This is a genomic window from Peribacillus sp. NPDC058002, assembly GCF_042886655.1.
Lineage (GTDB): Bacteria > Bacillota > Bacilli > Bacillales > DSM-1321 > Peribacillus > Peribacillus aracenensis.
Genome location: NZ_JBHVQU010000109.1, coordinates 1 through 13,145 on the forward strand (window position 1 = coordinate 1; position 13,145 = coordinate 13,145).

General features: G+C 38.1%; 14 protein-coding genes. 12 read left to right on the plus strand and 2 right to left on the minus strand.

The features are described 5' to 3' along the window. Positions 1-225: 225 nt before the first annotated feature. Positions 226-618 carry a 4-carboxymuconolactone decarboxylase gene (pcaC, locus tag ACFVSH_RS17130; protein WP_387707029.1) on the minus strand — a complete coding sequence of 131 codons (393 nt, stop codon included), beginning with the start codon at positions 616-618 and terminating at the stop codon, positions 226-228. Between the two features lie 87 nt (positions 619-705). Beyond that, the gene (locus tag ACFVSH_RS17135; protein WP_387707031.1) at positions 706-2,124 is read right to left on the minus strand and encodes a purine-cytosine permease family protein; all 1,419 of its coding nucleotides are present in this window, start codon (positions 2,122-2,124) and stop codon (positions 706-708) included. A 568-nt stretch (positions 2,125-2,692) separates the two neighbouring features. Between ACFVSH_RS17135 and ACFVSH_RS17140 the strand changes: the two genes are divergently transcribed. The 12 genes from ACFVSH_RS17140 to ACFVSH_RS17195 all read left to right on the plus strand — a co-directional run bounded on the left by ACFVSH_RS17140 (position 2,693) and on the right by ACFVSH_RS17195 (position 12,971). Further along, complete coding sequence (locus tag ACFVSH_RS17140; protein ID WP_387707033.1) at positions 2,693-3,355, plus strand: GntR family transcriptional regulator; 663 nt, start codon at positions 2,693-2,695, stop codon at positions 3,353-3,355. 20 nt (positions 3,356-3,375) lie between these two features. Further along, positions 3,376-4,521: an LLM class flavin-dependent oxidoreductase gene (locus ACFVSH_RS17145; RefSeq protein ID WP_387707035.1), complete on the plus strand. Its 1,146-nt coding sequence runs from the start codon at positions 3,376-3,378 to the stop codon at positions 4,519-4,521. Beyond that, positions 4,522-5,100: an amino acid synthesis family protein gene (locus ACFVSH_RS17150; RefSeq protein ID WP_377413523.1), complete on the plus strand. Its 579-nt coding sequence runs from the start codon at positions 4,522-4,524 to the stop codon at positions 5,098-5,100. It begins immediately after the preceding gene. Further along, a complete protein-coding gene (locus tag ACFVSH_RS17155) occupies positions 5,100-5,906 on the plus strand; it encodes an alpha/beta fold hydrolase (protein WP_387707037.1) in 807 nt (268 codons plus the stop codon). The genes ACFVSH_RS17150 and ACFVSH_RS17155 overlap by 1 nt, the downstream gene beginning before the upstream one ends. Positions 5,907-5,929: 23 nt before the next feature. Further along, a complete protein-coding gene (locus ACFVSH_RS17160; RefSeq protein WP_387707039.1) occupies positions 5,930-7,405 on the plus strand; it encodes an aldehyde dehydrogenase in 1,476 nt (491 codons plus the stop codon). A 61-nt stretch (positions 7,406-7,466) separates the two neighbouring features. Continuing rightward, the gene (locus ACFVSH_RS17165) at positions 7,467-8,027 is read left to right on the plus strand and encodes an NADPH-dependent FMN reductase (RefSeq protein ID WP_387707041.1); all 561 of its coding nucleotides are present in this window, start codon (positions 7,467-7,469) and stop codon (positions 8,025-8,027) included. Positions 8,028-8,140: 113 nt separating this feature from the next. Continuing rightward, entirely contained in the window at positions 8,141-8,446 is a 306-nt protein-coding gene (locus tag ACFVSH_RS17170; protein WP_387707043.1) for a hypothetical protein, read from the plus strand. Between the two features lie 37 nt (positions 8,447-8,483). Then, positions 8,484-9,926: an aldehyde dehydrogenase family protein gene (locus ACFVSH_RS17175; RefSeq protein ID WP_387707045.1), complete on the plus strand. Its 1,443-nt coding sequence runs from the start codon at positions 8,484-8,486 to the stop codon at positions 9,924-9,926. A gap of 13 nt (positions 9,927-9,939) precedes the next feature. Continuing rightward, complete coding sequence (locus tag ACFVSH_RS17180) at positions 9,940-10,197, plus strand: YciI family protein (protein WP_387707047.1); 258 nt, start codon at positions 9,940-9,942, stop codon at positions 10,195-10,197. Between the two features lie 333 nt (positions 10,198-10,530). Continuing rightward, complete coding sequence (locus tag ACFVSH_RS17185) at positions 10,531-11,193, plus strand: cysteine hydrolase family protein (protein WP_387707053.1); 663 nt, start codon at positions 10,531-10,533, stop codon at positions 11,191-11,193. A 202-nt stretch (positions 11,194-11,395) separates the two neighbouring features. Continuing rightward, the gene (locus ACFVSH_RS17190) at positions 11,396-12,775 is read left to right on the plus strand and encodes a purine-cytosine permease family protein (RefSeq protein WP_387707049.1); all 1,380 of its coding nucleotides are present in this window, start codon (positions 11,396-11,398) and stop codon (positions 12,773-12,775) included. Positions 12,776-12,791: 16 nt separating this feature from the next. Then, entirely contained in the window at positions 12,792-12,971 is a 180-nt protein-coding gene (locus ACFVSH_RS17195; RefSeq protein WP_387707051.1) for a hypothetical protein, read from the plus strand. The last annotated feature ends 174 nt before the right edge of the window (positions 12,972-13,145 follow it).

The window sequence follows — 13,145 nt, forward strand, 5'->3', positions numbered from 1 at the left end:
GATATTATATATTTATAATATATAAAAAATACTCTGGGGAAAAAAGAGTCTCCAGAGTATTTCCTATTGATTTGTATATAATTGAGAAAATTCACCTTAGTTTGTTTTATATATAATTCATCCCAATCCTAAGGGGGATTCATAAAGAATATACTTGTAGATGATGGGGCTTTTGAATTTCACATTTATATATTACCAATATTGAAATTCTCTTATAGCCATCTATTATTTATCCTCGGTTAAATCAGTAGTGATATTGAAAACTTCTTGTGCTATACGAAAACTATCGATAGCTGCAGGTACTCCACAGTAGATTGCAGTCTGTAGCAGAACCTCTTTAATCTCTTCTTTGGTGACCCCATTTGTTATTGCCCCCTGGATATGGAGTTTTAATTCGTGAGGCCTATTTAATGCGGTTATCATTGCTATGTTGATGATACTTCTAGTCTTTCTAGATATTCCAGGCCTGGTCCAAACTTCTCCCCAGCAATATTCCGTCACTAACTTTTGAAGATCCATATTAAAATCATTTGCATTATTAATTGAGTTATCTACATAATCTGTTCCTAAAACTTCACGCCTAACCTCTAAGCCTGCTTTAAAACGTTCATTGGTCATTTTTTATAATTCCTTTCGCTTTAGAGTACTCCCATATAAGGGGTGTCTATTCAATGAAATTGATTAATACCAACACCTGATATTAATTTACTTAATATTTTTCTGAGAAGTGTTAGCTTTATACGAATCTATGGAACTAATCTCTTGTTTGTTGATTGCATTTTCAGCTATATTCAACTTTTTTCTCATTGGGAAGTAATATAAAACAGCTGGGACAATTAACCCAATAATCCAAGCGATATCTGCCCCAGCAAAGGCCTTGGCTATCGGTCCTACATAGAAAGATGTGTTTATAAAAGGGATTTCCGCCAAGATTGATACAAGAAATGCCATACAAGCAATCCAATTTATTTTTCCATATTGACCGTTTATATCAAAAATATCTTTTACATTGTAACGTCCATGTCGTAGCAAATAATAATCAACAAGATTGATAGATGTCCAGGGAATCAAAAAATAACTAATAAAAAAGATGAAATTCAAGAAAAAAGCTAGAAAATTACTCTGACCTAGTAAGCACAAAACAGTCCCGGCAACCGTTACACAAAATATCATTCCTATTCGAACTTTCGGTGTAACCTTTATTTTGATGAATGGTTCAATGGTTGTTATTGTTGCCATGAATGCTCCATATAGGTTAAAGACATTTATGGCAAGCTGTCCAAAGATAATAATAAAGAACATGATTATAGCAAAGTTTCCAAACAGGTTGGCCAAGTTACCGCCGGAGTGATCAAGAAAGTTAGGGATCGCTATGGTTAAGGTTGCACCTAAGGTCATCATCCATATAGTCCCGATAACTGTGCCAGCGTAACTATACCAGAATGTATGAGAAGTTGGTGTAGTTACAGGAAGGTAGCGAGAATAGTCTGCAACGTATGGGGCGTATGCTAATTGCCAAGTTGCGACCATACTGACCGCCAACAAAAACACTGGTAAATCTAAATTCCCTATTGCCCAACTGCCTGCCGGGACTTGCAATTGGAAAACTATATATGTGGCAACTAGATAAATAAAGAGAGAAGCCCAGGACAACACTTTCTGCATTTTATGGATTAAATTATAGCCATAAATGGTAGCAACAAAACAAAGAATATTTAATATTAAAATGCTCCATGTTTGATCAATCTTTGTTAGGCTGCTTAAGGTTTGTGCTGCAAGCAAACCACTACTTGCGAAAAAACCTAAATAAACGAACATAACGAGAAATAAGGGGAAAATGGCACCAATTACACCAAATTGAGCACGACTCTGAATCATTTGTGGAATTCCAAGTTGAGGTCCTTGAGCGGAATGGGAGGCCATAAAAATGGCGCCTAATAAAGTGCCGACAATTATTGCGGCTAGACTCCAAAATAAATTTAGTCCTAATGCAATCGGTAATGCCCCTGTCACAAGCGTGGTAATATGCATGTTTGCCCCAAACCAGATGGGAAATAAATCGCGAGCTTTACCGTGACGTTCATCTGCCGGAATATATTCGATACTACGAGTTTCAACTTTCATCAATGTTCCCCCTATCAAAATTGTCTTTATACTACCATGTACCATGCAAGCTGTTTGATAGAATCACTATAAATGTAAGCGTATACAGATGTCAATATATTCAGAAAAAATATTTATTATCCAAAAATAAATATTATATAAGTGGTGATTTATTCATCGTAGTCAATTTCATAAATCAGACTACCTAATAATCTAATGGATTATATGAAATAGACATAAATTTATTTTGAGTATCTTCATAAAACAAACTCGGAAACCTTTAGTAACGATTTCTGTTTTATTAAAGAGTTTAGCTTATTAGTTTCTATGATAAAAAAACGCTCTCTGTTAAGTAGAAAATAAACAAGAAACCTTCAACTAAGAAAGCGGTGGGTTATACATTGTTAATGAGAGGGGGTGTAATAGTTGAAAAAAAACTTTAACAGCTAGAATGCTGAATTAATATTTAAAATTTTCTAATTTTTAATTGACAGTCAATTTCCCATAACCTATAATTGCACTTATTAAGAGCTTGCATGGTACATGGTACATACTTTTTTAGAAGGAGGGGTTTTCCATTACAGCTATCTTGACGTTAGGCATTACAGCGCAAGTTACAAACGCGATTCGTGAAGCCATAGTAACTGGAGAATATGAGCCAGGACAAAAATTATCAGAAACTGTCTTATCAGAACATTACAAAGTTAGTAGAACCCCTATTAGGGAAGCATTTAAACAGTTAGAAAGAGAAGGGTTAGTCGAAATTATTCCAAGAGTTGGAACATGTGTGACAAAACCGACTGAAAAGGAACTAAATGAGTTATTTACTTTAAAGGAAGTAATGGAAGGGCTTGCAGCGGGTTTGCTTGCAGAACGAAAGAGTGTTGAAGAAATTAATAAACTGAAGCAAGCAGTGGCTGACATGGAGGATGCTATACAAACCTCAGATAAAAAGCTTTATGTTGAGGCAAATGATGTATTTCATTCAGTCATTCAAGAAGGAGCCAATAACTCTAAATTAAGTTACATGCTAAATTTGCTACTCAATCAAATACCTTATAAACAGTATGTATTTTTAACTATCGAAGATCCGATTCGTCGTGAGAGATCACTTAAGGAGCATCAGGCAATCTTGGTAGCTATAGAAAAAGGAAATCCAGAGGAAGCCGAGAAAGCCATGCGAGAGCATGTAAAAGCAAGTGGAATGCAACTTAAAATGGACATAGCAAAAAAACTTGGTCAAAAAAAGTGATTTGAGGAGGAATGAATTCTATGAAATTTGGAATTTTTGCAAATCTTGCAGGACAAGGAAGACACGATGAGTATTATAAAGTGCTAGATGAAGCCCGTGAGCAAGCTATTTACTGTGATGAAAATGGTTATGATTCGATTTGGTATACGGAACACCACTTTGGTCATGAAGGAAATGAATTGATTTCTAACCCGATTTTAATGGGGGCTGATATTGCTGCACGTACAAAGAACATTCGAATTGGACAAGCCGCGAATGTAGCTACTTTCTGGCATCCACTGCGTTTGGCGGAAGACATTGCAATGCTTGACCAGTTAAGTAAAGGGCGTGTTGAAGTTGGTCTAGCACGAGGATTATACGGACGAGAAGCGGCTAATTTAAACACTTTGGCAGATCCGACAAATCAAGAGCAAAACCGTGCACTTTTTGAAGAAACATTAGAAATATTAAAGAAAGCTTGGTCAAACCGTTTCTTTTCACATGAAGGTGAAATCTATCAATTTCCTCCTAAAGGATTAAAGTGGAGTCATCCTATGAGCCCATCAACTCCCGACTTTATGGATATGGAAAAAGGCGAAATTAGTAAAATTTCCCTTATGCCTAGACCTTACCAGGAATCACTTCCACTGTGGCAAGTAATTGATTCACCGCGTTCAATTGAATTGGCTGCGGAGAATAATATACAAGGAATGTTTTGGATGCCGACCGTAAAAGAATTGAAAGGTCGTTTTGAACTGTATCGTGAAAGGGCTTCCAAAGCCAAAGGCTATGAAGTGCCACTTGGTCAAGGCATTGCTTTAGTACGTGATGTTTATGTAGCGGAAACAATGGAACAGGCTCGCCAAGATGCGGCAGAAGCCGTATTGAACAACTATCGTTGGATTTGTCACTGGAGGGGACTTAGCAACCTTATGGATCCAGGCGAAAAAGTAAAAGAAGGACAAGAATTGAACTATGAATTCTTACATCCAAGGAATTTATTGTTTGGTACACCTGACTATGTAGCCGAGAAAATTCAAGAGTTGAAGGACGAACTGAATTTAGAAACATTACTGCTTTGGGTGAACCACAATGGTTTGCCGCATGAAAAAATGATGAAAAGTTTAAAATTGTTCACGGAAGAAGTTATGCCAAGATTCACAAAAACTAAACTGGGGGTTATGTAAATGTTAGATATTCGCAAAGTGTATACAGCTGTTGAAGAAACACGTATTGAAGGTGGTAAAAAAGTAGAGAATCCTATCAAGATGATAACAACTATGGCGGTGATCAAAAATCCTTGGGCGGGCCGAGGATATGTTGAAGATTTAATGCCGGAAATTAATGAATATGCACCGCAAATTGGTGAACTATTAGTTGCTGAACTATTTAAGCATATAGGTTCAGCTGATGACGTAGAAGCATTCGGCAAGGCAGCTGTTGTAGGAGTTGATGGGGAAGTTGAACATGCATCAGCGTTTATCCATACATTGAAATTTGGTAACAAATTTCGCGACGCTGTGAAAGGAACGAGTATTCTAAGCTTTACAAATAAGCGCGGTGGTGCAGGTTCTGCAGTGATTATTCCAATGGTTCATAAGACAGATGAGTCTGAACGCTCTCATTTTATTACATTTGAAGCAACTATTCCGGATGCTCCGAGAGCGGATGAGATTGTTGTAGCAATTGGGGCTTCTACAGGAGGACGTCCGCATCCGAGAACAGGAAACCGCCATCAAGATATGGTGGAAATGGGGCTAGTTTAATGCCAACTGCATTGCATGGAAAAGATTCGTTTCATTTTGAAGAAAAAGGGATTGGTGAATCGCTTATTCTTATCCATGGTGTTGGTCTTGATCTTACCATGTGGGAAAAGCAAGTTGAAGACCTGTCGAAACATTTCCATGTTATCGTATATGACATGATTGGGCACGGAGGATCTGAGCATCCTCCGGGTCCTTATGCCCTTTCACAATTTGTTGAGCAGCTAGCAGCATTAATGAATCACTTGCGGATTGAGAAAAGTCATATTATTGGCTTCTCTATGGGTGGCATGGTCGCTCAGGCATTTGCATTAAAATATCCAGGGAAAATGAAAACGCTAACAATTATGAATGCAGTGGCCAATCGTACGGAAGAACAGCGAAAAGCCATTTTAAAAAGGGTTGAACAAGTGAAAAGAACAGGGCCTTTGGCAACAATTGAACCAGCAATTCAACGTTGGTTTAATCTAGAGTTCTTAAACTTACACGAAGAAATTGTGAGTAAGATTCGGAAAAGGCTCCAGACAAATGATCCTGCTTCTTATTTAGCGGCATATACACTTTTCGCGACTGCGGATGAAGAGTTATGGCCACAGATTCAGCAAATTAATATACCGACCCAAATTATAACAGGTGAGCATGATGTGGGTTCTAATCCCGGGATGGCAAGACAAATGCAAGAAAAGATTGCGCATTCAGAAATTTTGATTGTACCAAATATGAAGCATATGCTACCGATCGAAGGGTTCAAAATTGTGAATGAAGCTATTCGGTTGTTTATTGACAAACAAACAGTGTTGGTGAAATAAAGGGGGGGCCGGGAGTGAAAAAGATGAAGAAATATCAGATGTATATAAACGGAGAATGGGTAGAATCATCCAGTGGTGAATATTTTGATAGCTATAACCCTGCTACAGAAGAAGTATGGTGTCAAGTCGCAAAGGGGAATGCTGAAGATGTAAATCGTGCTGTTGAATCTGCGCATAATGCATTCTTGCATTCAGGATGGGCTAATATGACATTCACAGAGCGTGGACGTCTTGTTAGAAAGCTTGGAGAGCTGATTGCTAATCACTCTGAAGAGCTCGCGAAAGTTGAATCGCTAGATAACGGAAAATTAATACGTGAAATGCGTGGACAAGTAAATTATTTACCTGAATTTTTCTATTATTATGCAGGACTTGCGGATAAAATCCATGGTCAAACCTTACCAATTGATAAAAAGGATATGTTCGCATTTACAGCCAAAGAGCCTCTGGGAGTAGTGGCTGCCATTACTCCTTGGAATTCCCCTCTTTATTTAACAACATTGAAACTGGCTCCAGCTCTTGTAGCAGGAAATACCATAGTTATTAAACCTTCAGAAATGACTTCAGCGTCTCTTTTAGAACTAGTAAAACTGGTTGAAGAAGCTGGTTTCCCACCGGGAGTAGTCAATGTTGTTACCGGTTTTGGGATACCTGTAGGTGATACACTAACCTCGCATCCTCTTGTAAGGCGTGTTGCCTTTACGGGTGGTTCGGAATCAGCACGGCATATTGTTCGAAATTCGGCACAAAACTTCGCACAGGTTTCACTTGAACTCGGAGGGAAATCACCCAATATTGTGTTTGAGGATGCAAATCCAGATAATGCAGCGATGGGAATTATAGCTGGGATCTTTGGTGCTTCAGGACAAAGCTGTGTTGCTGGTTCACGTGCATTTTTACATGTCGATATTTACGATAAAGTGATGCAAAAACTCGTTGACCGTGTGTCAAAAATTAAGATTGGTGATCCTTTTCAAGATGATACAGAAATGGGACCGCTGGCAACGCATGCCCAATTGGAGCGTGTCGAAAAATACGTGGCTATCGGGTTAGATGAAGGTGGAAAACTTGCTTGCGGTGGAAAAAGGCCTAAACATTTAGAAAAAGGCTGGTATTTTGAGCCTACTATCTTCGAGCATACTGATAACAATTCCCGTATTACAAAAGAAGAAATATTTGGTCCTGTGTTAAGTGTTATCCCTTTTAAAGATGAGGAGGAGGTTATTCAACTAGCAAACAGTACGGATTACGGATTAGCAGCTGGAATTTGGGTGAGCGATATTGCAAAAGCTCATCGAGTCGCGAAAGCTATCCGTGCTGGAATCGTTTGGGTGAATACCTATCGAAGCATTTCACCAATTGCTGCAATCGGCGGATCTGGCCTAAGTGGTTATGGAAGAGAAGGCGGTTATGAAGCGATTCACGAATATCTGCAAGACAAAGTGGTTTGGGTTAATACATCATCTGAACCAATTCCAGACCCGTTCATAATGAGGTAAAAAAAAAGTGGCAGGTAAATACTTTTTATCACAGACGTTTTAAAAAGGGAGGAAAAATGAAATGAAATTACTTGGAATCTCCGGAACGATTATAGGATCAAAAACAAAAGTAGTTGTTGAAAAAGTTTTAGAGGAAGTAAAGAATAACCATCCTGATATCGAAGTCGAAATACTTGATTTGAAACAATATGATGTTCAATTTTGTGATGGTCGTAATCCGTCAACGTATACTGGAGATACAAAAAAAGTAATTGATATCGTAACTTCAGCTGATGTTTACATTATCGGAACGCCCATATTCCAAGGATCGATTACAGGGGCTCTGAAAAACTTGTTTGACTTAGTACCCCCAAAGGATTTCCGTAATAAAGTAATGGGCCTTGTTGCTACTGGCGGAACCTACCAGCATTATTTAGTCATTGAAAATCAGCTGAAACCTATAGCTAGTTATTTCCGTGCATTTGTTGCTCCGGGCTCTGTTTATGCTCATAACGACCATTTTAGTCCGCAAAACGAACTGGTAGATGCGGAAGTTTTAAAACGTATTTCAATGCTAAGTGAAGAAGTCGTTTTTATGCAAAAAGCTCTGAAAGGTACTAAACAGGAGCCCCAATTAAGCTAAGGGAGAGAGTATTTTAAGGAAGAAAAAAAACCATATTTAACTTTATGGAACAACTCGTTTTGTTATTGATTCAACTTCATTTAACTTGAGCCAAGTAGCAAGGAGGGGACAAATTGCTATTAGATGTAGAAGAGACAATACATTTAACTGATCTATCCTTTATTAATCTATGCAAGGAAAAATATGGGGTTAATAGAGGGGTTTATAATACAATTGATGCTTGGTTTTACAAGCAAGGAATTAGTAACATTCTAGAAAGACGTAATAGTATATTATTTTTTCTTGATTTTATTAAGGGGAATTCTGAGGTGGAAAATAACCAATGTAAATTTGGTCACGGTGGATTAACCATAAAATTAGAAGAGTATTATTTTTCTAGAATAGAATCGACTATTTCAAAAATTGCCTCTAATCTTTAGGTGAAGTAAAGACAAAGAGTGAAGGGGAGCTGAGAATATGACAATTATAGATAACGTAACAAAAAAACATTTACTCATTAATGGGAAATGGGTGGAAGCCAAAGAGTATAGTCCACTTCGTTCTCCTTACTCAGGAGAAGTCATAGCTGAAATCCCTCTGGCAACTGAAGAAGAAACCGACCTAGCTATTGAAGCGGCGCAAAAAGCTACGAAAGTGATGGCAAAAATGCCAGCTCACCAACGTGCAAAAATCTTGGAAACATTGGCCCAACTTCTTGAAGAGCGCGCAGATGAAGCGGCTCGAATTATATCGATTGAATCAGCCAAGCCGGTTACAACAGCTAAGGGAGAGGTGGCACGAACAATCGAAACCTACAAGTTTGCGGCTGAAGAAGCGAAACGAATTCACGGGGAAACGCTTTCGCTGGATGCGGCACAGGGCGGTGAGAATCGACTGGGCTACACTGTACGTGAACCGATTGGAGTGATTGGGGCCATTACACCTTTCAATTTCCCTATGAATCTAGTCGCTCACAAAGTTGGTCCGGCGATTGCCGCAGGAAATACAATTGTACTAAAGCCTGCAAGCCAAACGCCACTATCGTCGTTGTTCCTTGCAGAACTATTACAGGAAGCAGAGTTGCCTGCAGGAGCATTAAATGTGGTCACGGGTGGAGGAAGAGTGGTTGGAGACAAGTTGGTCACTGATTCTAGAGTGAGTATGATTACTTTTACTGGTAGCCCAGGAGTTGGGATTGGTATCCGCAATAAAGCAGGATTGAAACGCGTGACATTGGAGTTAGGATCTAATGCGGCTGTCATTATTGACCGGGATGTAGACATAGATAAGATTATTTCTCGGTGTATAACTGGAGCATTTTCAAACCAGGGACAAGTATGTATTTCTTTGCAAAGGATTTATGCACATGAAGAAGTCTATGATCGCTTTGTTGAAAAATTTATAGATGCAACGAAACTATTAAAACTAGGTGATCCGCTTGATCCAGAAACTGAAGTTTCCGCTTTAATTTCCCCATATGATGTTGAAAGAACCCTCAATTGGATTGAGGAGGCGAAACAAGGCGGAGCCAAGATTGCAACAGGTGGAAAAGCGGAAGACAATATTCTTCATCCGACTGTCATACTAGATGCTGATACTCACTTAAAGGTATCTTGCCAAGAAGTGTTTGCTCCAATTGTTTTGATTAACAAGATTCAATCTGTTGAAGAAGCGATAGATTTGGTCAATGATTCCAATTATGGCCTACAAGCAGGAATTTACACAGACAATGTGCATACAGCACTGGACGCAGCAGAAAATTTGCAAGTGGGTGGAGTAATGATTAACGACATTCCTACATTCCGTGTTGATAATATGCCTTACGGTGGGGTGAAGGAAAGTGGAACAGGCCGTGAAGGATTAAAATATGCAGTCGAAGAAATGACAGAAATGAAACTGGTTGTCTGGAATCGAAATTAGGGAGTGGAAAGGCATGGCTTATTACGCAGCATTTTTACATATGATTGATGCTAAAAAAAATATAGAAGTGCGTCCACGTCATATCGAGTATTTAAACGAACTTGATCATAAAGGGAAAGTCTTTGCAAGAGGGCCTTTTGCGGATGGTACAGGCGGTTTAGTTGTGTATATTGCAGATACATTTGAAGAAGCACTCTCATTAGCAGAAAAAGATCCACATGTCGCTGAGAAGTCTCGTCGGCTGGAGCTTAAGGAGTGGCAGGTCTTGTGAAAAAATAGCTGGAGATTTGATAATAATCCGAATGTCGTTACAAGTTTAGGCTGTTAACTGAATTAGAAGGTTATCGCATCATCTCTTTTCTGATAGGCAGATCATATGTATGTTTTATATGTTTTAGCAAGCAAGCGTTAACTCTCTTTATAAGTAGAAAATTATTTAAAGAAGACAGTGGTTACATTTTACAACATATTTATTTTTTCGTAGACTTGCATGGTACATGGTAGAACATCAACTATCATGTACCATGCAATTTTGAATGAAACAATATAACTGAAGTTAAAGTTGAAAAGAGGAAAAGAAATTTAGGAGTGAGCCACATTGAATATGAAAAAAACAGCTCTTCTATTGATCGATCTTCAAAAAGAAAGTGGTACATCAAATGTTGTTGGTATGAATGACATTGTTCAAAATGCGAAGACTCTTGTTCATACATGCCGTCAACAAGGCATACCTGTTATTTACACTCGACATATAAGCAGGGGAGATGCTATTGGCCTAGCAAACAATGAACCATTGAATAAACAAGGGGAACCTATCTATTATCACTCTGATATGGATTCTATTGAAATTATAGATGAGATAAAACCTCACAAAAATGACATCATTATTGATAAATACCGATACAGCGGCTTCTATGAATCAAGCCTCGATTTAATGCTCAAAAGTCTGGATATTAAACATTTGATAATTGGAGGAGTCCTCACGGATTGTTGTGTATTAGCCACAGTATTAGATGCGTATTATCGTGATTACCAAGTTAATCTCGTTAAAGATATTTGCGGAACTACAACTCTTGGCGCACATATGTCAGCTACATTAATGATGGCCAATTGGATATATGATCTTAAAGTTTATGATACTGATCAAATAGTAAAAATGTTGAGTGGTGAAAAGCACCATGTCTGGGAGACACATTCTCCAGATCAACTCCAATTTTCTCCTGATAACCTTAAAAAAATCTACTCTAAATTAGATAGTTTTGAGTAGAGAGCTATTTTGTTGATTAATTCCCAAATAAGGCCCTTTGCAATACTAATTCCGACCTTTTTGGGGTGAGAATCATATCTGTACTGAGAATTTAATGAGTATGAAAAGATTAATCTAGATTAATCTATAATACATTCAAGAAGCTGCTCCTTGTAGAATAGGCCTAATAAAAGTTAACACTTCTAAATGAGGGGGAATTCACATGAAAGTTGAAGAGCGAAGTATTGAATATATTCCAGAAAATGAGCGACATGGAAAGGCGAAAGATTTATTTCCAATCTGGTTTGGGGCGAATATGAACATTACTACGCTTGTGTCAGGATCGTTACCTATTATGCTAGGTCTTAACTTATTCTGGAGTGTGATTGCCATAGTTATCGGTTCTCTCATTGGAGCGATATTCATGGCATCACATTCAGTACAGGGTCCTAAGCTGGGAATACCACAAATGATTCAAAGCAGAGCTCAATTTGGGGTCATTGGGGCAATTATTCCTTTGTTCCTTGTAATGTTTATATACTTAGGCTTTTTCGCAAGCAATACACTTCTTGCTGCTCAAACCATAGGAAACATACTTCCGATTAACCAAACTTGTAATATTATCGTTATCGGAGCTATCTGTTTTGTAGTCGCTCTATATGGCTACGACTTAATTCACAAGGTGCAAAAATGGTTCTCGGCAGCTTCAATGGTTCTTTTTTTGATCATGACCTATATAGTCTTTCAGTTACCAGTACCTGCAGAGCAATGGTTACCTAACAATATTAACTTGTCGGGATTTTTTCTTGCTGTTAGTATTGCCGTTACATGGCAGTTATCTTATGCACCATATGTTGCCGATTACTCAAGGTATCTTCCCGTTGAAACTCCACCTGCAAAAACGTTTTGGTATAGTTATTCGGGTACAGTAATCGGAGCTGTCTGGATGATGGTTTTAGGTGCTGTTTTAACGATTGCAATACCGAATTTTCTTGACAACACGGGGAGCAATTTAGCAGCTTTATTCGGAAACTTTGCGATCCTTATGTTTGTACTAATCGTCTTTGGGCAACTCGCTATTAATGTTTTTAATCTATATGGTGCATTTATGTCCTCGATTACGACACTTGAACCGTTTTTTAAATTCAGAGTTACACCAAAAGTACGGATGGGGTTCCTGCTATGTATTACATTCTTAGCTACAACTTTATGCATTGTGGGACAAGGAAACTTTCTCGAATTTTTCATGAATTTTATTTTTTTTATGAGTTACTTTTTGATCCCATGGACATCAATTAACCTTGTTGACTATTATATACTGCGTCGAGGCGAATATAGTGTCAAAGATATCTTTGATCTAAATGGTAAGTATGGAAAAGTCAACTGGATTGCTTCCTTTGCATTTGTAGCATCAATACTTGCAGAGATTCCTTTTATCAATGCGTCTTTTTATGTTGGACCTGTTGCAAAAGCACTTAATGGAGCAGATTTAGCTTGGGCTGTAGGACTTTTCTTACCGGCTGCCTTTTATTACTTTCCAATGAAACGAAAGATAACTGCAGAAGTCATTACCTTACCAGTTGAGAAGGTAGGGGAAAGATAATGCGGGGTTAATCAATATGTGCGGAAATATTGGCGGAATTGTTGGACCTATCGTTGTAGGTGCTGTAGCAGAAGGTAGTGATTTATCTAATGGTTTTTACGTATTAGGCTATTTCTTAATGGTTGGTTCTATACTTGCTTTAGTTTTTGGAGTGGTACTCAGTCGAAAAATGAAGCAAAATGCCATAATGGAATAAGTGAAACAAAAGGACAATCCATATAATTGGTAAAATAACAGAAAATCCATAGGATTTAACCTTAACTTTTTGAGAAAATTTTTCTTACTAAAAAGCGACCTTGATCATCCATCAACTTTGGAATCACAAGGTCGCTTAGTTTATTTCGCCTTCCATTAACCATTTAGCTAATCA

Bases quoted from the DNA above. Each gene is read 5' to 3' on its own strand.
- ACFVSH_RS17175 (WP_387707045.1), top strand. From the start codon at position 8,484: ATGACAATTATAGATAACGTAACAAAAAAACATTTACTCATTAATGGG.
- ACFVSH_RS17150 (WP_377413523.1), top strand. From the start codon at position 4,522: ATGTTAGATATTCGCAAAGTGTATACAGCTGTTGAAGAAACACGTATT.
- ACFVSH_RS17145 (WP_387707035.1), top strand. From the start codon at position 3,376: ATGAAATTTGGAATTTTTGCAAATCTTGCAGGACAAGGAAGACACGAT.
- ACFVSH_RS17190 (WP_387707049.1), top strand. From the start codon at position 11,396: ATGAAAGTTGAAGAGCGAAGTATTGAATATATTCCAGAAAATGAGCGA.
- ACFVSH_RS17155 (WP_387707037.1), top strand. From the start codon at position 5,100: ATGCCAACTGCATTGCATGGAAAAGATTCGTTTCATTTTGAAGAAAAA.
- pcaC (WP_387707029.1), bottom strand. From the start codon at position 618: ATGACCAATGAACGTTTTAAAGCAGGCTTAGAGGTTAGGCGTGAAGTT.
- ACFVSH_RS17185 (WP_387707053.1), top strand. From the start codon at position 10,531: ATGAAAAAAACAGCTCTTCTATTGATCGATCTTCAAAAAGAAAGTGGT.
- ACFVSH_RS17160 (WP_387707039.1), top strand. From the start codon at position 5,930: ATGAAGAAATATCAGATGTATATAAACGGAGAATGGGTAGAATCATCC.
- ACFVSH_RS17180 (WP_387707047.1), top strand. From the start codon at position 9,940: ATGGCTTATTACGCAGCATTTTTACATATGATTGATGCTAAAAAAAAT.
- ACFVSH_RS17135 (WP_387707031.1), bottom strand. From the start codon at position 2,124: ATGAAAGTTGAAACTCGTAGTATCGAATATATTCCGGCAGATGAACGT.
- ACFVSH_RS17195 (WP_387707051.1), top strand. From the start codon at position 12,792: ATGTGCGGAAATATTGGCGGAATTGTTGGACCTATCGTTGTAGGTGCT.
- ACFVSH_RS17165 (WP_387707041.1), top strand. From the start codon at position 7,467: ATGAAATTACTTGGAATCTCCGGAACGATTATAGGATCAAAAACAAAA.